At 61.6% G+C, this 21669-nt stretch carries 25 protein-coding genes and 2 pseudogenes; 5 read left to right on the forward strand and 22 right to left on the reverse strand.

Going from position 1 to position 21669, the window contains the following annotated elements; all coding sequences use genetic code 11:
• Window positions 1-47 precede the first annotated feature (47 nt).
• The gene (locus ACS5Q8_RS13755) at window positions 48-506 is read left to right on the forward strand and encodes a GFA family protein (protein WP_276192866.1); all 459 of its coding nucleotides are present in this window, start codon (window positions 48-50) and stop codon (window positions 504-506) included.
• A 2-nt stretch (window positions 507-508) separates the two neighbouring features.
• Here the strand turns inward: ACS5Q8_RS13755 and ACS5Q8_RS13760 are convergent, their stop codons facing one another.
• The 11 genes and pseudogenes from ACS5Q8_RS13760 to ACS5Q8_RS13810 form a co-directional block, all read right to left on the reverse strand.
• Complete coding sequence (locus ACS5Q8_RS13760; RefSeq protein WP_276192867.1) at window positions 509-1036, reverse strand: DinB family protein; 528 nt, start codon at window positions 1034-1036, stop codon at window positions 509-511.
• A gap of 113 nt (window positions 1037-1149) precedes the next feature.
• Window positions 1150-1942 (reverse strand): annotated as a pseudogene (locus tag ACS5Q8_RS13765) (PA4824 family protein).
• Window positions 1943-1960: 18 nt separating this feature from the next.
• Window positions 1961-2308 carry an SLOG family protein gene (locus ACS5Q8_RS13770; RefSeq protein ID WP_276192870.1) on the reverse strand — a complete coding sequence of 116 codons (348 nt, stop codon included), beginning with the start codon at window positions 2306-2308 and terminating at the stop codon, window positions 1961-1963.
• A 65-nt stretch (window positions 2309-2373) separates the two neighbouring features.
• Window positions 2374-5088 carry a magnesium-translocating P-type ATPase gene (mgtA, locus tag ACS5Q8_RS13775; protein ID WP_465160315.1) on the reverse strand — a complete coding sequence of 905 codons (2715 nt, stop codon included), beginning with the start codon at window positions 5086-5088 and terminating at the stop codon, window positions 2374-2376.
• Between the two features lie 233 nt (window positions 5089-5321).
• Entirely contained in the window at window positions 5322-5615 is a 294-nt protein-coding gene (locus ACS5Q8_RS13780; protein WP_276192873.1) for a hypothetical protein, read from the reverse strand.
• Window positions 5616-5935: 320 nt separating this feature from the next.
• A complete protein-coding gene (locus tag ACS5Q8_RS13785; RefSeq protein WP_276192874.1) occupies window positions 5936-6547 on the reverse strand; it encodes a LysE family transporter in 612 nt (203 codons plus the stop codon).
• A 74-nt stretch (window positions 6548-6621) separates the two neighbouring features.
• Window positions 6622-7413 (reverse strand): annotated as a pseudogene (locus tag ACS5Q8_RS13790) (AraC family transcriptional regulator).
• Between the two features lie 50 nt (window positions 7414-7463).
• Complete coding sequence (arsH, locus tag ACS5Q8_RS13795) at window positions 7464-8150, reverse strand: arsenical resistance protein ArsH (protein WP_465160316.1); 687 nt, start codon at window positions 8148-8150, stop codon at window positions 7464-7466.
• Entirely contained in the window at window positions 8147-8632 is a 486-nt protein-coding gene (locus tag ACS5Q8_RS13800; RefSeq protein ID WP_465160317.1) for an arsenate reductase ArsC, read from the reverse strand. The genes arsH and ACS5Q8_RS13800 overlap by 4 nt, the downstream gene beginning before the upstream one ends.
• Window positions 8633-8645: 13 nt before the next feature.
• Window positions 8646-9929, reverse strand: coding sequence for an arsenic transporter (locus ACS5Q8_RS13805; protein ID WP_276192879.1), 1284 nt, complete (start codon window positions 9927-9929; stop codon window positions 8646-8648).
• 19 nt (window positions 9930-9948) lie between these two features.
• Complete coding sequence (locus ACS5Q8_RS13810; protein ID WP_276192880.1) at window positions 9949-10305, reverse strand: metalloregulator ArsR/SmtB family transcription factor; 357 nt, start codon at window positions 10303-10305, stop codon at window positions 9949-9951.
• A 177-nt stretch (window positions 10306-10482) separates the two neighbouring features.
• Here ACS5Q8_RS13810 and ACS5Q8_RS13815 point away from each other — a divergent pair, with 177 nt between their 5' ends.
• The 3 genes from ACS5Q8_RS13815 to ACS5Q8_RS13825 all read left to right on the forward strand — a co-directional run bounded on the left by ACS5Q8_RS13815 (window position 10483) and on the right by ACS5Q8_RS13825 (window position 11773).
• Window positions 10483-10698, forward strand: a complete 216-nt coding sequence (locus ACS5Q8_RS13815; RefSeq protein ID WP_003191339.1) for a hypothetical protein — start codon at window positions 10483-10485, stop codon at window positions 10696-10698.
• A gap of 71 nt (window positions 10699-10769) precedes the next feature.
• Window positions 10770-11465, forward strand: coding sequence for an AzlC family ABC transporter permease (locus tag ACS5Q8_RS13820; protein WP_426099743.1), 696 nt, complete (start codon window positions 10770-10772; stop codon window positions 11463-11465).
• Window positions 11462-11773: an AzlD domain-containing protein gene (locus tag ACS5Q8_RS13825; protein ID WP_276192884.1), complete on the forward strand. Its 312-nt coding sequence runs from the start codon at window positions 11462-11464 to the stop codon at window positions 11771-11773. The genes ACS5Q8_RS13820 and ACS5Q8_RS13825 overlap by 4 nt, the downstream gene beginning before the upstream one ends.
• A 106-nt stretch (window positions 11774-11879) precedes the next feature.
• On the opposite strand, the gene ACS5Q8_RS13830 is transcribed toward ACS5Q8_RS13825, so the two are convergent.
• Entirely contained in the window at window positions 11880-12137 is a 258-nt protein-coding gene (locus ACS5Q8_RS13830; protein WP_247405364.1) for a hypothetical protein, read from the reverse strand.
• A gap of 110 nt (window positions 12138-12247) precedes the next feature.
• Between ACS5Q8_RS13830 and ACS5Q8_RS13835 the strand changes: the two genes are divergently transcribed.
• Window positions 12248-12601 (forward strand): hypothetical protein, encoded by a 354-nt coding sequence (locus ACS5Q8_RS13835; RefSeq protein ID WP_276192885.1) that lies wholly within the window; start codon window positions 12248-12250, stop codon window positions 12599-12601.
• 143 nt (window positions 12602-12744) lie between these two features.
• Here the strand turns inward: ACS5Q8_RS13835 and ACS5Q8_RS13840 are convergent, their stop codons facing one another.
• The 10 genes from ACS5Q8_RS13840 to ACS5Q8_RS13885 form a co-directional block, all read right to left on the reverse strand.
• Window positions 12745-13449: a YoaK family protein gene (locus ACS5Q8_RS13840; protein WP_276192886.1), complete on the reverse strand. Its 705-nt coding sequence runs from the start codon at window positions 13447-13449 to the stop codon at window positions 12745-12747.
• Between the two features lie 69 nt (window positions 13450-13518).
• Window positions 13519-15141 (reverse strand): ABC-F family ATP-binding cassette domain-containing protein, encoded by a 1623-nt coding sequence (locus ACS5Q8_RS13845; protein ID WP_465160318.1) that lies wholly within the window; start codon window positions 15139-15141, stop codon window positions 13519-13521.
• 262 nt (window positions 15142-15403) lie between these two features.
• Window positions 15404-16483, reverse strand: a complete 1080-nt coding sequence (modC, locus tag ACS5Q8_RS13850) for a molybdenum ABC transporter ATP-binding protein (RefSeq protein ID WP_443699809.1) — start codon at window positions 16481-16483, stop codon at window positions 15404-15406.
• Between the two features lie 5 nt (window positions 16484-16488).
• Window positions 16489-17169, reverse strand: a complete 681-nt coding sequence (gene modB / locus ACS5Q8_RS13855; RefSeq protein ID WP_276192889.1) for a molybdate ABC transporter permease subunit — start codon at window positions 17167-17169, stop codon at window positions 16489-16491.
• Window positions 17170-17937: a molybdate ABC transporter substrate-binding protein gene (gene modA / locus ACS5Q8_RS13860; RefSeq protein ID WP_443699501.1), complete on the reverse strand. Its 768-nt coding sequence runs from the start codon at window positions 17935-17937 to the stop codon at window positions 17170-17172.
• Between the two features lie 119 nt (window positions 17938-18056).
• On the reverse strand, window positions 18057-19124 hold the full coding sequence (locus ACS5Q8_RS13865) for an NAD(P)H-dependent flavin oxidoreductase (protein WP_465160320.1): 1068 nt from the start codon (window positions 19122-19124) through the stop codon (window positions 18057-18059).
• 119 nt (window positions 19125-19243) lie between these two features.
• The gene (gene ada / locus ACS5Q8_RS13870; RefSeq protein WP_443697384.1) at window positions 19244-20290 is read right to left on the reverse strand and encodes a bifunctional DNA-binding transcriptional regulator/O6-methylguanine-DNA methyltransferase Ada; all 1047 of its coding nucleotides are present in this window, start codon (window positions 20288-20290) and stop codon (window positions 19244-19246) included.
• Between the two features lie 75 nt (window positions 20291-20365).
• Window positions 20366-21031 (reverse strand): DNA oxidative demethylase AlkB, encoded by a 666-nt coding sequence (gene alkB / locus ACS5Q8_RS13875; RefSeq protein WP_443697383.1) that lies wholly within the window; start codon window positions 21029-21031, stop codon window positions 20366-20368.
• Window positions 21032-21035: 4 nt separating this feature from the next.
• Window positions 21036-21200, reverse strand: coding sequence for a hypothetical protein (locus tag ACS5Q8_RS13880; protein ID WP_276192894.1), 165 nt, complete (start codon window positions 21198-21200; stop codon window positions 21036-21038).
• A 26-nt stretch (window positions 21201-21226) separates the two neighbouring features.
• The gene (locus ACS5Q8_RS13885) at window positions 21227-21529 is read right to left on the reverse strand and encodes a DUF1883 domain-containing protein (RefSeq protein WP_247402396.1); all 303 of its coding nucleotides are present in this window, start codon (window positions 21527-21529) and stop codon (window positions 21227-21229) included.
• Between the last annotated feature and the right edge of the window lie 140 nt (window positions 21530-21669).

Genomic DNA, 21669 nt, shown 5'->3' on the forward strand with positions numbered 1-21669 from the left:
CGCGACGTTACCCTGGCTTGAGCCTAATCATAAAAAGGAGTGAGTGGATGAGCGTCGAAAACCTGCCCCATGAAGGCAGTTGCCGTTGTAACCGAGTGCGCTTCAGTGTGAGCCAGGCCCCGGTGATCACCATGGCTTGCCATTGCACCGGTTGTCAGAAGATGACCGCCAGCGCGTTCTCCCTCAGTGCGCTGATTCCCGCCAGTGCGTTCACCGTGACCCAAGGGTGCCCCGTGGTCGGCGGTATGCATGGCGCCGACCGCCATTACTTCTGCCCCCATTGCATGAGCTGGCTGTTCACACGCCCCCATGGCATTGATGAATTCGTCAATGTGCGCGCGACGTTGCTGGATAGCGCCAGGGATTACGAGCCTTTCATGGAAACCTGGACCAGCGAGAAACTGCCTTGGGCCACGACGCCGGCGGTCGAGGGCTTTGCACAATTGCCCGCGCCGCAGGATTTTCCGCGCTTGTTGCAGGCCTACGCCGAGTTCCGCGCCCGCTGAGTTCAGTCGATCAGCGCGAGCAGGTCGGTATCGCCCACATCGTGTCCCGCTTGGGTCAGCAGCGTTGTCACCTGGCCCCGGTGGTGGGTCTGATGATTGAAAAAGTGCAGCAGCAGGCTGAAAAACGGTTTGTCCGCCGCGATGCCGCGCATGTTGTGGTACTGCAGGCGCAGGTCGAGGTCGGGCTCGCGCAGGCTCTGCGCCCAGTCGATGATCAGTCGATCCAGCCAGGCGCGGTGCGTGGTCAACTCGCGCAGGTTGGCGAAGGCCAGGTGCTTGAGGTCGGTGGGGGTGGCAATCGCGCTTAACGGTGCCAGCGCCGAATGGCCGGCGGGATGCTGGGCAAAGCGCTTGAGCCACACGGTGTCACCCAATGTCAGGTGGTTCAGCGTGCCGAGGATCGAACCGAAAAACGCACGGCGATCCATTCGTAATTCGGCGTCCGTCAGCTTGGCGGCCGCGTCATAGACTTTGCGGTTCATCCACTGGTTGTAGGTCGCCATCAGGGCAATCTGTTCGAGACGGTTCACGTGCGTGCTCTCTGGCGGTGCGATGGCGCCATCATAAGACGTGTCCGCCCGGCGGTCATCGGGTTCCGGTAGGGGCGCCGCCGCAGGCGCCACCGATGCGAAGGGGGGAATCCCTAGAAACGCAGCGTGGCGCCGGTGCTCAACCATTGTGCGCGCTCAGCCACCAGGCTGCGCCCGACCACGACGTCTACGTCGACCAACGGCCCAATGTGGAATCGCGGGCCCGCTTGCCAGGCCTGCTCACTGCCTTTCTGGCCGTAGCGCTCGACTATCAGTGTCAATGAATGCGCCACCTGGTATTCGACGCTGGAGCCCCATGTGAGGCGATGGTTTTGCTCGCCGTCGTCATACGTATGGGTCCAGCCGGCATTCAGGTTCAGTCGCAGGGCCCCCAGCGGTTGCCACGTCAACGGCACGTTGAAATCCGCGCCGTCAAACGCGTGCCGCCGGTCGAGGGCAACGTGGGCACCGACGGACACGGCCATCTCCAGACCCAAGTCCTGGCGTGACATCATCTGTGCCTTCACTTGCGGGCTTACTTGAGTCTCGCGGTTGGCCCGTGACAGTGTCGCGCCCCACTGTATTGCAGGCAGGGCGTTGAAGGTGCAGGCAGGCGACAGCGTCTCGTTGTGCGTACTGCCGTCGTGTCGCTGGGCGCTGTACCAGGCGTCGACGTTGCATTCGCCCGGCGCATTGATTGCGCCGTCGTCGACCACGTAGGCGCCCCCCCGCTGCGAAGGCCTTCGACAATAGGCTGATGAGGAGGATGACGCTGAGCGTCAGCCCGATAAACATCAGATTGCGCCGCAGCGCGCGTCGTTTGGCGGGCGGTAGCAACAAGAGGGTATGGCGAGCGCTGCGATAGCGGGCAACCCCGTTCGAGTGTTGACGGTGTTTCTTGTGCATGGTGTACCTCGCTTGAATTCAGCTTTCTACGGTCAGCACCGAAATTCCGCTGGCTTTGGCCTGGCAGACCAGCTCGGATGTGTCATCACCGCCTGGCAGGGCGATGACCACATTGGGGCGGCTGTCGGTCAGCATGAATTCGTTGCGCTGGCGCTCCGCCTGCTTGCCGTGGCGTTGCCAATTGGGCGGGTAACGCACCACATCGATACCGATTTCCCGCGCCCATTCCTCGATGTCGCTGCCTAGGAATGGGTTGCCGCCGTGGATCAATACCTGCACCGGGCGCAGGCGGTGGTAGGCGTCCAGCACTTGGCGGGACATTTTCGTGTCGGCGTAATGACGACCTGCACAGATCAGCACGCGCATCGTTGAAATCCTTGTAGTACACGGTGGTGGCCGGGCGACCACCACCGTTTAAACGGAGGGAGTGATCAGTACCACTGCTTGAAGCGGCGGATGTAGATCGTCTTCATCAGTTGGGCCACACAGCAGTAGCTGAGCAACGTGCCCACCAGCCACGGGAAGTACGCCAGCGGTAGCGGTTGCAAGCCCACCAGGGTGCCGAGCGGTGAAAACGGCACGTAGATCCCCAGGGCGATCACCACGCAGGTCATCAGCAATACTGGCCATGCGGCGGTGCTCTGGAAGAACGGGATCTTGCGGGTGCGCAGCATATGCACCACCAGGGTTTGCGAGAGCAGCCCCTCGATGAACCAGCCGGATTGGAACAGCGTCTGCATCTCCACGCTGTTGGCGGCGAACACGTACCACATCAGTGCGAAGGTGGTGATGTCGAAGATCGATGAGGTTGGCCCGATCCACAGCATGAAGCGGCCGATGTTCTTCGCGTCCCACTTGCGCGGCTTGGCCAGGTATTCCTTGTCCATCTTGTCCCACGGCAAGGCCAGTTGGGAGATGTCGTACATCAGGTTCTGCAGCAGCAGGTGGATCGCCAGCATCGGCATGAACGGAATAAACGCACTGGCCACCAGCACCGAGAACACGTTGCCGAAGTTGGAGCTGGCGGTCATGTTCAGGTACTTCATGATATTGCCGAAGGTTTCGCGGCCCTTGAGCACACCTTCCTCCAGCACCATCAGGCTCTTTTCCAGCAGGATGATGTCGGCCGATTCCTTGGCAATGTCGGTGCCGCTGTCCACCGAGATACCCACGTCGGCATCGCGCAGCGCCGGGGCATCGTTGATGCCGTCACCGAGGAAGCCGACGGTGTGGCCGTTGGCTTGCAGGGCCTTGAGCACCCGCGACTTTTGCAGCGGTGTCAGCTTGGCGAACACCGTGCGTTCTTCCACGCGGCGCAGCAGGGTTGCGTCGTCCATTGTTTCGATGTCCGCACCGAGCAGCGGCTGGCCTGGGTCGAGGCCGACCTGGCGGCAGATCTTGCTGGTGACCACGGCGTTGTCGCCGGTCAGCACTTTCACTGCGACGCCGATCTGTTGCAGCGCCGCAATCGCCGGGCCTGCGGTTTCCTTCGGTGGATCGAGAAAAGTCAGGAACCCCTGGATCACCAGGTTGCGCTCATCGGCGGTGGTGTACTGCCGGCGCGCCACGGCGTTCGGGATATTGCGGGTGGCGACCACCAGTACGCGGAAGCCGTCTTCGTTGTAGTCATTGGCAATCGCCAGTAACTCCTGGCGACGTCGCTGATCCAGCGGCACGGCGGCGCCGGCTTCGAGCACATGGGTGGAAATGCTCAGCATCTCTTCCACGGCGCCTTTGCACACCAGCAGGTGGTCGTCGGCGGCGTCCTTGACCACAATCGACAGGCGACGGCGTACAAAGTCGAACGGCAATTCATCGATCTTGCTGTAGGCAAACGGCACCTGGAACTTGGGGTTCTGTGCCGAGAACTGCACCACGGCCTGGTCCATCAGGTTCTTCATGCCGCTCTGGTGATAGCTGTTGAGCCAGGCCAGGGACAGCACCGCATCATCACGCTGGCCAAAGGTGTTGACGTGGTGCTCAAGGATGATCTTGTCCTGGGTCAGGGTGCCGGTCTTGTCGGTACACAGCACGTCCATCGAACCGAAGTTCTGGATCGCGTTGAGGCGCTTGACCACCACTTTGCGCTTGGCCATGGCAGTGGCGCCCTTGGCCAGGTTGGCGCTGACAATCATCGGCAGCATTTCCGGGGTCAGGCCCACGGCGACCGCCAGGGCAAACAGGAAGGCATCGCCCCAGTCCCCCTTGGAGAAGCCGTTGAGGAAGAACACGATCGGCACCATCACCAGCATGAAGCGGATCAGTAGCCAACTGACGCTGTTCACGCCGCGATCAAACGCGGTCTGCGCCCGGGAGCCGACAATCGCTTTGGCCAGAGAGCCGAAGTAGGTGCGCGGCCCGGTGGCCACCACCACGGCTTTCGCCCGGCCACTGACCACATTGGTGCCCATGAAGCAGATGTTCGGCAGGTCCAGCAAGTTGCCCCGGTCGATGGCAAGGGGGCTGGCGGATTTCTGCGTTACGTCCCCCAGCGTGTCGTATTTCTCCACCGGCAAGGCTTCGCCGGTCAGTACGGCCTGGCTGATAAACAGGTCGCGGGATTCGATCAGGCGGATGTCGGCCGGGATCATATCGCCGGCCGATAGCTGCACGATATCGCCGGCCACCAGTTCACGCATCGGCACTTCGCGTAGTGTCGGTTGGGCGCCGACTTGTGCGCGGCGTAACACGGTGGCAGTGGTGCGCACCATGGCTTTGAGCGCTTCGGCGGACTTGGCCGAGCGGTGCTCCTGCCAGAATCGCAGCAGGCTGCTGAGCAGGACCATGGTCATGATGATGATGACTTTGGTCAGGTCGACTTCTTCACCGGCCTGTAACGGCAGCCAGTAATCAGTGACGAAGCTGATCGCGCCCAGCGTCAGCAGCACGTAGATAAACGGATTGTTCAGTGCCTGCAGGAACTGGACGATGGCGTGAGGCGGCTTGTCATGGGCCACTTCGTTATGGCCTTGCCGTTGCAGGCGCGCGGCGGCGTCCAGTTCGGTCAGGCCATCCTGGGTGGCCCGCACATTGGCCAGGGTGGCCGACAGACCGTTGTGGGCCTCGCGGGCGGCACGCATCGACAGGCGGGTGTCGGCGTCGGTGCGGTTTTTCTTGTGCTGTGGTGGTTTTTTTACGGCGCTCATGGTGTGTACTCCTGTCGCCAATTCTCGACAAAACATACCCGGTACTGACCTGATGACAGGCGAGCGAAAGCATGCCGAGCCGCGGACTTCGCGATCGGTTCAAATAAGGTGTTGAATAACTTTCAAGGGGCCCGCAAATAACGCGTTAGTTACTACTCGCGCAGCGGGCTACTACTGGACAGGTTCATAAAGAACTCCAGGGTATTAGTCGGAAAGTTGCTGTTTCAGCCGATTTATGCGGCGCGAGTGCTCAGGGATAGATCGAGCATCCGGCGTGCTTCAGTCAGGCTGAAAACGATACGCCTCTGTGGGTCCTGAGGGTCGGTTTGAGCCCAATGCTGTTGCAGGCGTCCGGTCGTTGGGCAGACACGCCAATGCGCCAGCGGATGGGCCGGACGCACTTGAGGGGAGGGTGCAGCAAAGGCCGGGCGGGCAGCAGAAAAGCCTGCGGGCGCACGGCACAGCTTGGCGCGCAGGACGGTGGCCAGCATTCGTAGATCATTTACAACAAAGGTTTGGAAGGTCATAACAACACCTCGGGACCGGACGGGCGACCGGCGAGGCAGTTACGATGGAGCACAAGCTCTAGCGCAGCTTACCGGACCGGGAAGGCAAGTCCTGTCATATTCTGGATTTGGCGCCCGATGCCCGCCAACGCGGTGCTCGGACAGCGACTAGATACTGTGTCCATTGGCTTCTTTTGTGAGGTTTAAAAAAGGCCCCAGTTGCGGGCAGGGGCAATCTACTTAGCCCGTTACAGAATGTCAACGCATGATTAATCAAATGGCGAAGTGTTCAGAGTCTATTCAGATAAAACACACTCGAAAGTTGTCGACCATATATAACTTCATACCCCTTGCGCGGCGAGAACGGCGAGATAGATCAAGACCACACCGCATGCCCCATAACTGATGCGCTGCCAGGTCGGCGAGGCATTCTTGCGCAACAGATTCACCAGTGCAGCAGTCAGAAAACACGACAACACCGAGGCCAGCATGAAACCGGCGAAAAACATCAGCGTCTGCGCGTGGCTGGGCGTGGCTCCGACGATGCCCGACAAGGCGCTGCCCAAGGCGCCCCAGTACACAATGTTTTTCGGGTTGGCCAGCGAAATGGCCGCGCCCACGGCCAGCGCATTCTGACCGGAGCCGGCCGGTGCGCTGTCGGCTTCGGGCAAACGCCAGGCGTCGCCCAGGCTGCGCACGCCGAGCCAGGCGAGGTACAGCGCGCAGACGATGGTCAGCGGCACGCGCACGGCGTCATGTTGGATCAACAGCGTGATGCCGGTCAGGCCGATCACGGCCCACACCGCATCGCCGACCAGCGAGCCGACCTGCACCAGCAGCGCCGGAGTAAAACCGTGCTGTAAGCCACGGCGCAGGGTCTCCGCCAGCACAGCGCCGGGGGAGAGGCAAAACACAAAACCCAATACCAGTGCGTAGAAGAAGATCGCCAGCATGCCTGTGCTCCATCAAATGATGGCGGGCAGTGTGCTGGTGCACGCAGAGGTTGTCTTGGACCAGATTGTGCTATTCAGCGTTTCGCCACACTTTGATAGCGGCCAGGCGTGATGCCATAGGCAGCGCGAAAATGCCGGTTGAGGTGGCTTTGGTCGACAAAACCGAGCTGATGGGCGACCTCGCCGGCCGCCATCCCATTGCGCAATAGGCCTTTGGCGCGGCGCGTGCGCAATTGCATGGCCCACTGACGAGGGCTGAGCCCGGTCTCTTTTTGAAAGGTGCGTAGCAGGTGGAATTTGGACAACCCCAGCGCCTCGCCGAGGTGGTCCAGGGGCAGCGATTGATGCAACTGTTCGGCAAGCATTTCCTGGGCGCGACCGATCAGGCTTTTACCGGCTGTCGCGCTGGCGGGCACGCGCACGCCGCTGAGGCTGACCACTTCGCCCAGCAATACAACCAAGGCGTCTTCGTTCAACTCACGGACCCGCGCGTCGCCGCTAGATGCGCCCTTCGCCACAACCGCCAGGCGCCGTGCGAGATCCGGCTGGAAACACAGCGATCGATCGAACTCTACATGCGCCAGCCCCAGGTCGCATGCCAATTGGTTCGCGCTGACGTAGAGGCTGACAAACTGCCAGGGCGCTCCGTCCGCCGCACCGCCGCCCTGAATCTGCCCTGGGTTATACAGGGTGATGGACCCTGGCCCGGCCGCGAACTCCTGGCGGTCCAGCCACACTTTTTCCTAGCCTACAAGGTTCACGCCGATCACGCATTCGTCATGGCTGTGGCGGGCAAAGGTCAGGCCGGTGCAATGGACGCTGTTGATTTCGTAGTTGCCCAGCCAGGCGTGTTGCAGGGTGCTCATGGGGTCGGCTCAGTCACGGGATGGACGTGAGCATACGCCGTCAGCAGGGCTCAGATCGACCGTTGATTGACCCGTTGCGACAGTTCATCCGCGCTTTCCTTGCGCTCCGAGTAGCGGTCTACCAAGTCCGGGCGATCACGCAGCAGCACGGTGAACTTCACCAGTTCTTCCATCACGTCGACAACGCGATCATAGAGCGCCGAGGGTTTCATGCGGTCCTGATCATCGAACTCCATGAACGCCTTGGGCACTGAGGATTGATTGGGGATGGTGAACATACGCATCCACCGGCCGAGTACGCGCAGTTGGTTGACCGTGTTGAACGACTGGGAGCCGCCGCACACTTGCATCACCGCCAGGGTCTTGCCTTGGGTCGGGCGGACCGCGCCCAAGGACAGCGGCACCCAGTCGATTTGTGCCTTGAACACCGCCGACATCGAACCGTGTCGTTCAGGGGAGCACCAGACCTGGCCTTCCGACCATTGCATCAGCTCCAACAGCTCCTGCACTTTGGGATGCTCACGCGGAGCATCATCGGGTAATGGCAAACCGCTCGGGTTGAAGATGCGCGTTTGCGCGCCGAAGTGTTGCAAGAGACGCGCGGACTCTTCCACCAGCAGGCGGCTGAACGAGCGTTCGCGGGTCGATCCATAGAGCAGCAGAATGCGCGGGAGCTGACGCGTTTCGACAGCGCGTGAAGTGATTAACGACGCGTCCAGATTGGGCAGGGTGGTCATGCTTGCTCCGCCTGCAATAGCGCAATGCGCTTGAGTTCTGCTTGCAGTTCGCCAGGGTCGAGATCGGCAAAGGGCAGGGCGAAAAACGCCCGGCAGCGCGTGGCGATGGTGCGCAACGTGGCGTCGAAGGCGGCTTGGATGTTTGCCTCGTCACCGTCGACATCCGAAGGATCTTCCAAGCCCCAATGTGCCTTCAGCGCCGGGCCGAAATACACGGGGCAGGCTTCACCGGCAGCCTTGTCGCACACCGTGATCACTACATCCGGCGGGCTGCCTTCAAAGGCGTCGTTGCCCTTGCTGTACAACCCCTGCGTGCCGATGCCCGCCGCCTGCAAGGTGCTCAGGCTGCGGGGCAGCACCTGGCCCTTGGGGAAACTGCCGGAGCTGACCGCCTGAAACCCTTGCGGCGCCAGGTGGTTGAACATCGCTTCGGACAAAATGCTCCGGCAGCTGTTGGCGGTACACATGAACAAGACTTTCATTGACGGATGTCCTTCAGAGGCTAAGGCGCAAGGCGAGGGCGGCGAGCGTGATCAGCAGCACCGGCAAGGTCAGTACAATCCCGACCTTGAAGTAGTAACCCCAGGTGATGGTGATGCCTTTGCGCGCCAGGATATGCAGCCATAGCAGGGTCGCCAGGCTGCCGATGGGCGTGATTTTTGGGCCCAGGTCGCTGCCGATTACGTTGGCGTAGATCATCGCGTCCTTGACCACGCCGACGGCATGGCTGGATTCGATGGACAGCGCACCGATCAACACCGTCGGCAGGTTGTTCATCGCCGAGGACAGCAACGCCGTCAGCACCCCGGTGCCCATGGCCGCGCCCCACACGCCGTAGGTGGCGAAGGTGTCGAGCCAGGTCGCCAGATAGGTGGTCAGTCCGGCGTTGCGCAGCCCGTAGACAACCAGGTACATGCCCAGGGAAAAAATCACGATCTGCCAGGGCGCGTCCTTGAGCACTTTGCGCGTGGAAATCTTGTGGCCTTTGGCGGCGATCACCAACAGCAACACCGCGCACGCGGCAGAGATGGCGCTGATGGGAATCCCCAACGGCTCGAGGGCAAAACACCCGACCAGCAGGATGCCCAGCACCCACCAGCCGGCGCGAAAGGTGGCGCGGTCGTGAATGGCGCTGGCCGGGTCAGCCAGGTCGGCCGGGTCGTAGGTCTGCGGAATATCGCGGCGGAAAAACCACAGCAGCACCGCCAGGGTGGCGGCGACGCTGACGAGGTTGACCGGCACCATCACTGCCGCGTATTCATTGAAGCCGATCTTGAAATAGTCCGCCGAGACAATGTTCACCAGGTTCGACACCACCAGCGGCAGGCTCGCCGTGTCGGCGATAAACCCTGCGCCCATGACGAACGCCAGGGTCGCCGCCGGGGAAAAACGCAGCGCCAGCAACATCGACATCACAATGGGCGTGAGGATCAGTGCCGCGCCGTCATTGGCAAACAGCGCCGACACCAGCGCGCCCAGCAGCACCATATAGGCAAACAGCCGCCGGCCGCGCCCACGGCCCCAACGGGCCACATGCAACGCTGCCCAGGCAAAGAATCCAGCCTCATCCAGCAACAGGCTGATGACGATCAGCGCGACAAAGGTACCGGTGGCATTCCAGATGATGTGCCACACCACCGGGATGTCCGCCAGGCTGATCACGCCGAAGGCCAGCGCGAGGATGGCGCCCAGGGTTGCGCTCCAGCCGACGCCCAGGCCTTTGGGCTGCCAGATGACCAGGACGATGGTGAAGATAAAAATCGCTATTGCGACAAGCATGGATAAACGCTCCGGTGGTTCAACAGCAGGTGCTGGCTCGTTGTGGTCTGTCGCCCATTGCATCAAGACGCTGCGCGTCGTTTTGCAACCATGGCTGGTTGGCTTGCAGGGTGGTGTCCAGCACCTGAGTTACCCAGGCGGGCAGTGCCGGATTGAGGCGATAGTAGATCCATTGCCCCTGGCGCCGATCCTGCAGCAATCCGCTGCTGCGCAGTTGCGCGAGATGGCGGGAGATTTTCGGCTGGCTATTGTCAAGTGCATGGATCAGTTCGCACACACAAAGTTCGCCTTCGCGCAGGACCAACAGGGTCATTCGCAAGCGCGTGGCATCGGCCAGGCATTTGAACAGCGCGGGAGGGGAGAAAGGGTCTGACATGGCCACGGCCTATGCTTATATGTGTATTCGAATATACGTATTTCCATATATTACAGTCAAATCCTGTTTCAACTGATATGGATCAAATGTCTGGGAACACGCCACAAGTGATTGAAATTAAAATGAAACACAAATGTCCTAAAGTGCCTGCCCATAGCTGATGAAGGAAGACCACGCGTGACCCGTGCCACTCGCAACCTGCGCAAGACCCTCGATTCCGTCGCGGAAAATAATGAAACCGCGGCGTTTGATCTGATGCGCGCCGTCGAAAAACTCGGCGATGAAGTGCTGCGCCAGCGCTTGCTCAATACCATCCACCGCCTCAACCAGGATGCCTATGAGCTGCGCGAAGCGCGAGACTCGGTGGAGCAGGTGTCCGTCAAGCTGGCCTGAGCAAGATCGTTCAAGACAACCTGCACAGGGCGCTGGCATGCTTGTCGACTGTCTGTCGATGAGCGGTTCCCATGCCTACTGCCTTACCTCATTACGCATTCGCCCGTGGCGCGATTGCTGTCATTCCGCTATCCCTGGCGTGCGCGCCCTGGGGCTTGCTGGCCGGTTCAATGGCTATTGATGCGCACTTTTCCCCGCTCGAAGCCCAAGGTCTTTCCGCCATCGTCTTTGCCGGCGCCGCGCAATTGGTGGCAATCGGCATGGTCAAGAGCGGCGCCAGCCTGGTCTCCATTTTGCTCACGACCCTGCTGCTGACCTCGCAACATTTGCTCTACGGCATGCATCTGCGTCCCACCTTGTCGACGTTCAAGCCGCGCTGGCGCATGAGCCTGGGTTTCCTGATGACCGATGAGTTCTTCGCCCTGGTCAGCCAGTACGACCGCGAAACCTTCAACCGTTGGTACGCGCTGGGCGTTGGCCTGACGTTCTATATCGCCTGGAACCTGTTCACCCTCGCCGGCATCGTCCTGGGCAAGAGTATTCCAGGGCTCGAACACCTGGGCCTGGAGTTCTCGATCGCCGCGACCTTTATCGCGTTGATCACGCCCGTGGTGCGCGATGTGCCCACCGTGGTGTGCGTGGCGGTGGCGCTGTTGGGCTCGGTGGGCTTGAGCTTCTTGCAATGGGAGTCGGCCGTGGTGGTGTCGGGTGTGTTGGGCATGAGCGCAGGGTTTGCCTGCAAGCGACTGGGAGTAGGGCAGGCATGATCTTCGTGATGATTGTTGGCATGGGACTGATTGTGTTTCTTAACCGCTACCTGTTTATCGAACCGCGCCTGCCCGTGCGCCTCACTCGCGGTGCGCGGGAGTTTCTCGGGTTTGCGGTACCGGGCATGCTCACGGCGATCTGTGGGCCGATCATTTTTTTCGCCGACCACCGGCTCAACCTGAGCCCGGCCAACCCCTACCTGCTGGCCGGGATCTGTGCGGTGGCGCTGATGTTCTGGACGCGCAATGTGCTGCTCACCGTGCTGTTGAGCATGGCGTTGTTCTACCTGTTTCGCTGGTGGCTCTAAACGCGTAGGCGAAAAAAAGCCCGCGGGAGGGCGGGCTGAAGGGAACTTCTAAAAATGAGCCTGGCCATTATCCATGGCGCGTTCCCCTGTCACAGTGAAACTAAATTCATTCTGCGGCCGGCGCCGGCTTCTTTTTCGCCTTGGCCTCGGCCGCCAGGCACTCCAGCGCAAACTGCTCGGTGTAGGTCATCTGGATCGGAGTACTTTCGCCTTTCACCGTGCGCTCGCCGTCGAGAATGTAGCGAATCCGCTTGTCCGTCACGCCAATGCGCTTGGCGATCCACGTGGGCGTCTGGCCGATGCGGCTGATCAGCTTGTCGGCATAGTCGGTGGATGGGTTGTAGTGTTCGGCATTGGGTGTCATCGGTTTTCCAGGTAGAAGCGAGCTCGTAAGTAGGCGACAGGGTGACGTAATAATCCGTGAGTGTCGCCTGCTAATGGTAGAGTCGCGTTTTTTTTCCAAGGAGCGATGGCATGCGGAAACTGGTAATTGGCGCATTGGTACTGGCTGCACTGGGCGGTTGCGCGGGCTCGAAAATGAACGCGGCACGCTCCGGCACGCCCTACAAGACCTTGGCTTCGGACAAGGCTGCGCTGGTGGTTGCCCAATGTGTCCAGTTCGGCTGGCAGGACGAGACGGTGTTTGGTGTCGACGCCGGCGGCTTCAAGGAGCCGATCGAGGCGGGTGGTTTCACGGTGTACACCACCGGCGGCGACTACTTTGTCGACGTGCGCAGCACAGGGGCCGGTTCCTCCGTGCATTACTACGCCGCTGATGACTCTATGGTCGCCAAGCGTCGTTTGGCCGCACTCGCGACTTGTCTGTAATCCGTTGCCTTAGTGGTTTTAGGACATGCCTGGCGGGACAGACGCTGGACATTGTCTTATGATTCACCCGCTCGCTCGACGTGGTGGCTCTTTACCAGTACACGGACGTCGAGGCCGTAACGTCGGGCGAGCACCCCTGGTTATCAGCGCGGCATGTACCCCAAGTGCCAGCGCCGGGGGATCTTCAGTGACACCACGCCCAAAACTGCAGCCAGCGCCCCGCTGACCAGCAGCGCACTCAAGCCCATCCGATGCTCCAGCAGCGCACCGATCACTGCACCGATAAACATCCCCGTCCATGGGATCAGTTGCACGCGCCACCCATTGCGACGCTCCCCCAGCAGCCAGCGCCCCAGCCCCCGACCAAAGCGTGATAGCGCTCCGGTGACATAGGTGAGCCCCACCGGCAATCCGTTCACTTCTTCGACGGCGGCATTGAGCATGCCCATCGCCACAATTGCCGCCAGCAAGGCCGGCAGCATGTCGTCGAACGGCCACAGCGCGCCGGCGCAGAGCAGCGTCGCGATGCACAGCAGCAAGGGCAGGGCGTGGCGTCGGCTGATACGGCTGACCATGACACCCAACGCGTTGCCGACGATGAAGGTTGCGACCAGCAACAGCAGGCGCCCGGTCAGGCCCAGGTCGCCTTCGCTGATCGCCACCGCCAGGCGCGTGGTGTTGCCGCTCATGAATGAGACAAAGTCGCCGCTGGCCATGAAGCCTATGGCATCGGTCATCCCCGCCAGCACCGACAGGCTGGCCACCAGCAGCATACCGACACGGCCACGCCATCGCTGTTGATGGGCGAGCCCGGCGTTGGCGTAGGACTTTTGGGACGAAGGCAGCATGGGGCCGGGTTCCTCGGTGAGATTATCTGGCCACCACCGTAAGGCGCTTTGATGTCCGGCGCAATGATCTCACACAGCTACCAGCCGCCAGCCAGTGCTCTGCCAGACTAAAGTATGAGTCGGCTCGATCGCCTGCACGAACCCCTCGTCATGTGACACCACCACCATTGCGCCGGTAAATCCCTTCAGCGCCTGTTCGAACGCGACGATCGACTCCAGATCCAGGTGATTGGTGGGCTCATCCAACAACAGCAGTTGCGCCGGCGTCTCGCGCCACAAGGCGATAGCCATCGCGGCTTTCAAACGTTCGCCGCCGCTGAGCCGGCCCGCCGGTTGCGTGACCCGTGAGGCGTCCAGTTGCAGCAAGGCCAACCGGGTACGCAACGCAGCCTCGGCCAGTGGCGTGTCGAGCAGGTTGAGTTGCTCGACGATGGAGCGTTGGTTGTCCAGCAGGGCCAGGTGTTGATCGATATAGGCGCTGGGCACATGCACCGAGCATTCGCCACTGACGGCCGGCCATTGGCCCGCCAACAGCTTGAGCAAGGTCGACTTGCCACAACCATTCGGCCCCCGCACAGCGACGCGCACGGGGCCGATCAGGCTGAGCGTGATGGTTTGAGCGCCCAGCCACGGAAGCTCGGCATCGACCAGGGTCAGGACCTGTCGGCCATTGGGCAACGCCGAGCCGGGCAAGGCCAGCAGCGTCGGCGTCTGATCCGCCACGCCTTCGTAGGCTTGACGCACTTGCGCCTCCAGCCGGGCGTTGTGTTCGCGATGGGCACCGCGCACCGTGCCGACGATTTGCGTGGCGGCGCCTTTCCAGCGGGCCTTGGTGAAGCGGTCGACATTCGCGGTTTCAGCGTGCTTGCGTGAACGGGCAGCGCTACGTTGCAGGCTGTCGTGGTCTTTTTGCAGGCGCCGACGCTCGCGGATGCGCTCCAGGCGGGCGTGCTCCCAGGCGGCGATAGCCGCGTGCTGCTGCGTATCGCGCTGTTGTCGATAGGTTTCGTAGTTGCCGCCATACGCCCGCGCGCCAAGGGTCGACAGTTCGATAATGCGACCCATGGCATTGAGCAGTTGCCGATCATGGCTGACCACCACCAGGCCGCCGCGCCAGTCACCCAGCACCTGCAGCAGCCAATCACGCCCGGCGCTGTCGAGGTGATTGGTCGGCTCATCGAGAATCAGCAACTGAGGACAGGCCAACAACGCACCTATCAGCGCAACCCTGGCCAACTGACCACCGCTGAGGTGATGGGCTGGGGTGTGCGCATGAAGTGCTTGCAGCCCCGCCACATCCAGCGCGGTGCGCAAACGCTCGGCCAGGTCCCAGCGATCGTCGATCAGTTCCAGGTCGTCGGCCCGAGCGGCGCCGTGGGCCATGCGCTCAAGCGCGGCCAATGCCTGGGCGATGCCGGTGACGTGGGCGATACTGTCGCCAGGCTCGATAACCAGGGTTTGCGGCACATACACGACGCTGGCAGAACCCTCGCGGCTGCCGGAAGTGGGCGCCAGCCTCCCGGCAATCAACCTGGCCAGAATACTTTTGCCGCGCCCATTGCGGCCGACAATGCCAGTGGGCGTGTGGTCAATGGACAGGTTCAGGTCGTCCAGCAGGGTTTCGCCATCGGCGAACTGGAAGGACAGGTGTTGCAGGGAAACCAGTACGGGCAGCCGGTTGACGTCAGTCATCAGCACCTCCAAAAAAATGTCGAACAGGCCAACAAGCACGCCAGGCGGCTCGTTGCAGATACATTTTGGAAGGCTTAGCGGTTCACGCCGGCGGTCGTCCGGTAAATCAGAAGGGATGCAGAGGCTAACCCACCTTGGTTTTGTTCAGCAAGTCGGCGGCCGATGCAAAATCGGGCATGGCGCGCATTCCTTGGCAACAAATCAGGCCGGTATGCCTGACTGACCGCAGCGGGGCGCGCTCGTGCCAAAAGGGTTTCGTGGCTTACGCCAGCACCGCCACTGCTTTTATTTGTGCCCATAGCGTCTGGCCGGGGTGCAGTTGCAACTGGTCGCGGGAGAAGCGGGTGATCCGTGCCAGCAGCGGCGTGCCGCCCGCATCGAGGCGCACCAGCACGTGGGCGTTGTTGTCCGCCGCAATCTCCTGGATGACCGTCACCGGCAGGCGATTGAGGATGCTGCTGTGTTCTTCCGCCTGCACATTGAGGCTCACATCCCGCGCCTGGACCTTGATTCGCAAGGCTTTGCCCAAGGCCAGCGGGGCATGGGCGACACGCATGTGTAAGGCGCTGCCGGGCAGTTGCAGGCTCAGCAACTGATAGTGCGCGTCGTAAGCGCTCACCGTGCCACTGATGACCACCCCCGCGTCGTCGCCCAACGCCAAGGGCAAATCCAGTCGCGCCAGAGTTTCACCGATGGGGCCGCTGGCCAGGGCCTTGCCCTCGCGGAGCAACACGATGTGATCGGCCAGGCGCGCCACCTCGTCCTGGGCATGGCTGACGTAGAGCACCGGGATGTCCAGTTCGTCGTGCAGGCGTTCCAGGTACGGCAGGATTTCGCTCTTGCGTTTACTGTCGAGGGCGGCCAGCGGCTCGTCCATCAACAACAGGCGCGGGCTGGTCAGTAACGCGCGGGCGATCCCGATGCGCTGGCGCTCGCCGCCGGACAAGTGCTGCGGATGCCGCTCAAGCAGGTGACCGATGCCGAGCAGTTCGGTGGCCTGGGCCATGTCGACGCGACGTTGCGCACGCGGGATGCGCTTTAGGCCGAATTCCAGATTGGCCCGCACCGACAGATGGGGGAACAGGCTCGCCTCCTGGAACACATAGCCCAGCGCACGTTTATGCGGCGGCACGAACAGCCCGCTGCGGCTGTCTTGCCAGACTTCATCGTTGACCTGGACAAACCCGTCCGCAGCACGTTCCAGCCCGGCAATGCAGCGCAGGCAGGTGGTCTTGCCGGAGCCGGAATGCCCATACAGGGCGGTGACGCCACGCCCGGGCAGATGCAGGTCCACCTCCAGGGCAAAGGCGGAATACTCAAGGTGCAGGCGCACGTCAATCATCGACATCAGCTCCAGCCCATCTTGGTGGTACGGCGGGAGTAGAGCGCCAGCAACACGAGGAACGCGAACACCACCATGGCGCCGGCCAACCAGTGCGCTTGGGCATACTCCATCGCTTCGACATGGTCGTAGATCTGCACCGAGACGACCCGGGTCTTGTCCGGGATATTGCCGCCGATCATCAGCACCACGCCGAACTCGCCGACGGTATGCGCAAAACCCAGAATCGACGCAGTGATAAACCCCGGGCGGGCCAGGGGTAGGATCACGCTGAAGAATGTGTCCCAGGGATTGGCGCGCAAGGTCGCGGCCACTTCCAATGGGCGTGTACCGATGGCGGAGAAGGCGTTTTGCAACGGCTGCACCACGAACGGCATGGAATAGATCACCGAACCGATCACCAGCCCGGCGAAACTGAAGGTCAGGGTGCCCAGGCCCAGCCATTGGGTGAACTGGCCGAAGTAACCATGGGGCCCCATCGTCAGCAGCAGGTAGAAGCCGATGACCGTGGGCGGCAGCACCAACGGCAGGGCGACCACCGCGCCGATAGGCCCGCGCCACCACGAGCGGGTGCGCGACAGCCACAGGGCAATCGGAGTGCCGATGACCAGTAGGATCACCGTGGTCAGTGACGCCAGTTTGATGGTCAACCAGATCGCGGAAAAATCGGCACTCGATAGCGGCATTTAGAGCTCGTAACCGTAGGACTTGATAACGGCAGCGGCTTTCGGTCCTTTTAGGTACTCGACCAGCGCCTTGGCAGCGGCGCTGTCTTTGCCCTTGTTGAGGATCACCGCGTCCTGTTTGATCGGGTCGTGCATGGAGGCTGGGACGATCCACGCCGAACCGCTGGTGACTTTGCCGTCTTTGTAGATCTGCGACAAGGCCACAAACCCCAGCTCGGCATTGCCGGTGGACACAAACTGATAGGCCTGGGTGATGTTCTGGCCCTCGACGAGCTTGTCCTTGACCTTGTCGGTCAAACCTTCCTTCGCCAGCACCTGGGTTGCTGCCAGGCCGTAAGGCGCGGCTTTCGGGTTGGCGATGGAGAGGTGCTTGAATTCATTTTTCTTGAGGACGTCACCTTTCGCGTCGACGTAACCTTCCTTCGCCGACCACAACGCCAAGGTGCCCACGGCGTAGGTAAAGCGCGACCCCTTGACGGCATCGCCTTCGGTTTCGAGTTTTTGCGCGGTGGTGTCGTCGGCACTGAGGAACACGTCGAACGGCGCGCCGTTCTTGATCTGGGTATAGAACTGCCCGGTGGCGCCGTAGGCGGCGACCAGCGTGTGACCGGTGTCCTTCTCGAAATCGGCGGCAATCGCCTGGATCGGTGCGGTGAAGTTGGCGGCGACGGCCACCTGGACTTCATCGGCGTGGGCCGGACCCAAAGCGCAGGCAGCAATCAGGGTGGCCAGGGCGGTGGGGGCCAGGCGTGAAGCGCGAATCGTCATGAAGCAGCTCCTTAGGAAATGTACGGCTTGTTATAGGTAGAAGGCTCAACCGCTATGTAGGGGAATATATAGCGGTTGGCCATTGCCGGTACAGTGCAAAGTTGCCACAGCGGTTGGGTCTATTTGAGCTTCGCCAGCGCTTGTTTGGCCAGTTCGCGGGTCAGCTCATAGGTGCCTATCTCTTTACCCAGGCGCAACGCCTGGCCTGCCCATAAGTTGCTGAAGCCCGCTTCATCCTTGGCCTTGAGTGGCATTAAGGCACCGCCGGCCCTGGGGAATGCCGGGGCCAATGGGTTGATCGCGCCCAACTCACGCATCACCCGGTTGACGATGCCCCGCGCCGGTCGGCCGGTAAACAGGTTGGTCAGCGCGGTTTCACTGGCCTGGGCATGGCGCAATGCATGGTGGTGCGAGGGGCTGACCGTGGCTTCGGGGGTGAACAGGTACGCCGTACCTATCTGCACGGCGCAGGCGCCCAAAGCGAAGGCGGCGGTGATCCCGCGCGCGTCAGCGATGCCGCCGGCGGCGATCACCGGCACGCTGACAGCGTCGACGATCTGCGGCACCAGCGCCATCAAGCCGATCTGGCTATTGAGGTCGTCGCGGAGAAACATGCCGCGGTGGCCGCCGGCTTCAATGCCCATGGCGATGATCGCGTCGCAGCCATGCTGCTCCAGCCAAATCGCCTCTTCGACGGTTGTGGCCGACGAAAGTACCTTGGCGCCGGTCGCTTTGACGCGGTCGAGCAGGGACTTTTCCGGCAAGCCAAAATGGAAACTGACCACCTCAGGGCGAAATGCTTCGACGACTTGGCAGGCGTCTTCGTTGAACGGTGCACGGTTGGTTACTGGCGTCGGCGCATCAAAGTCGGCGCCCAGTTCGCGGTAGTAGGGTTGCAGCAGGTCCTTCCAGCGCCGATCACGCGCTTCGTCCGCTTCGTCCGCTTCGGGCGGTTGGTGGCAGAAGAAATTCACATTGATTGGCCGCGTGCTGGCCTTGCGGACAGTGGCCAAAGCCTCGCGCAATTGCTCGATACTCAGCGCCGCTGCCGGCATCGAGCCAAGCGCGCCGGCCTCGTTGGCGGCGATGACCATTTGCGCAGTGGTCGCACCGGCCATGGGCGCCTGGATGATCGGCACATCGATGCCCAACAGGTCGAGAATGCGCGTGTCTGGCCAGGTGCTCATGGGATGCGTCTCCAGCGGTAGTAAGATTTTTCGTTGTTTTAGCAGGGCACTTGGCACCCGGCCAGTCTGTTTTATTCACTGGACGCGGCCTGAGTTTCGTGCAGTGGCGCCCCGTTGTTTTAGACGTCGCGCTCGCGCTCCAGTAACAGGCGTTTGCGTTCCACGCCCCATCGGTAGCCCGACAAGTCGCCGTTACTGCGCACTACCCGGTGGCACGGAATGGCGACTGCCAGGCGGTTAGCGCCACAGGCCTGGGCCACGGCACGAAAGGATGTGGGCGCGCCAATTCGTTCGGCGATCTGCGCATAGCTGGCGGTGCTGCCCACCGGGATGTCGCGCAAGGCCTGCCACACCCGTTCCTGAAAGGCCGTGCCGCGCAGATCCAGCGGTAAGTCCAGGCCCAGGGCGGGGGCTTCTATAAAACCCACCACCTGGGCGACCAACTGTTCGAAGGCCGGGTCGGCGCCGAGCAGTTCGGCCTTGGGGAATTGGTCCTGCAGGTCACGCACCAGCGCGTCCGGTTCGTCGCCCAGGAGGATCGCGCACACGCCGCGATGACTTTGCGCCACCAGAATCGCGCCGAGGGAACACTGGCCGACGGCAAAATGGATGTGAGTATTCGTGCCGCCGGCTTTGTAATCGCTTGGCTTCATGCCAAGCAGTTGATCCGCCGATTCATAGAAGCGGCTGTTGGAATTGAAGCCTGCGTCATACAGCACGTCGGTCACCGTGTTGCGTCCCTTGAGCCCCTCACGCACTTTGCGTGAGCGCTGGGCGCTGGCATACCCCTTGGGGGTGAGACCGCTGACTGACTTGAACACCCGATGGAAATGAAACGGACTCAACCCAGCTTGCAGGGCCAGTTGGTCGAGGCTGGGCGGGGTTTCGGCGTGTTCGATCTGCCGACAGGCGTTGGCGACAAGCTCGGCGTGTCGCGCCGCGCGCTGCGTCTGGTCGCCGGTCGCGCGTTTGCTTGGGCGATAGCCTGCCGTCTCGGCCTCCAGGGGCGTATCAAAGAACTCGACGTTTTCCGGGCGCGGCAAGCGCGAGGCGCTGCTGGGACGGCAATACACGCCGGTGGTTTTCACCCCATAGACAAACAGCGCATCCGCCTGGGGATCGCGGGCGAGGATTGCCGCCCAACGGGGGTCATGTTCGTTATTCATTGGCTGTTCTCATGACGGGTCACGGCCAGATTAGTCGTGTCGCAGTGGCCTGGCACTCTGAAGCTTGCGGTCAAATCAGCCGGCGGTACGAAAGGTCAGGTTGATGCGTTGCGCGCCCATGATCGGATGCGTGCCGCCCTTGACCGGCATGACGCCATGAAAACGCAGGCGATCGACCCCGCCCCACACCACCACATCGCCATGGAACAACGAGATTTTTTGCGGCTTGTCACTGCGTGCATGGCCGCCGAACAGGAAGACCGCCGGCAGCCCCAGCGACACGGAAACCACCGGCGCGGTGTAGCAGCGTTCGTTCTTGTCCTGGTGCAACGACATCTTCGCCCCCGGCACATAACGGTTGATCAGGCAGGCGTCGGGTACAAACTCGCTGAACCCGGCGTCGGCCGCTGCGTGTGCCGCCAGTTGGCGCAAGGTCTCGGGCATGGCTGGCCAGGGTTGACGGCTGCGCGGGTCAAGCGCGGTGTAGCGATAGCCGCTGGGATCGGTGGTCCACCCCAGCTCACCGCAACTGCTCAGGGCAGCCGACATGGTGAAACCACCGGGCGTGACCATTTGCCGAAACGGCGACTGAGCCAGCACACGCCGCAACGCTGGCAGAAGATGTTCAACGTAGGGCAGGGCATAGCCCCTCAGAACGTGGGACTGTTCGCCAATCTGCTCGCGCCCTGCGGGTTGTTGCAGGGCGTCTTCGGCAAACAGGTCGGCGGTCGGGCCGGGCATGGGCTTACAGCGCCTTGCTCACGTTGATGTCAGTGATCTCATCGCTGGCGTCGTGAATCTTCGCCAGTACCTGCTTGGCTTCTTCGACGCTGTTGCTTTGCAGTTGAGCAAACTCAAAGCGGCGTTCGCCGTTGAGCTTGTACTTGATGACGTATTTGGTGGTGGTCACAGCTTTTTTCCTGTCGAGTGTTCGGCTCAGCTCAATTTGCTGTTGGTGCGACGAACGATGCGGATCTTGTGGGACAGCGCAGGTGTGCGGGTGACGCTGATGGCGCGGCGCGTCACAACGTCCAGGGTGATGTTCCAGAAACCGGTGCTGGGCGCGGTGATTTTCGCGGGGAACTTGTCGAATGCGCCGCCGTGGTAGGTGTGACGACCACCATTCTTGAAGCTGCGAAAATTCGCATCGCTCATCAGACGAATATTACAAGTCTGCGAGCATTCGATGACAACAATGTCTCCCTCGTTGAGGTGCTCACGCTGGTGGATGAATTTCATGGGGGGTGTCTCCAGAAGGGCTTTTTCTGAAAAATCAGAACGATACGTAGGTTAAGATAGAGTTTATCAGCCCCAGCGCGTTTATTATCGGGCCGTCGTCGACGACGTCGACAATTTAAAACAGTTATTTGCCGAGTTAT

The sequence above is a fragment of the Pseudomonas sp. PAMC25584 genome, from assembly GCF_058135675.1.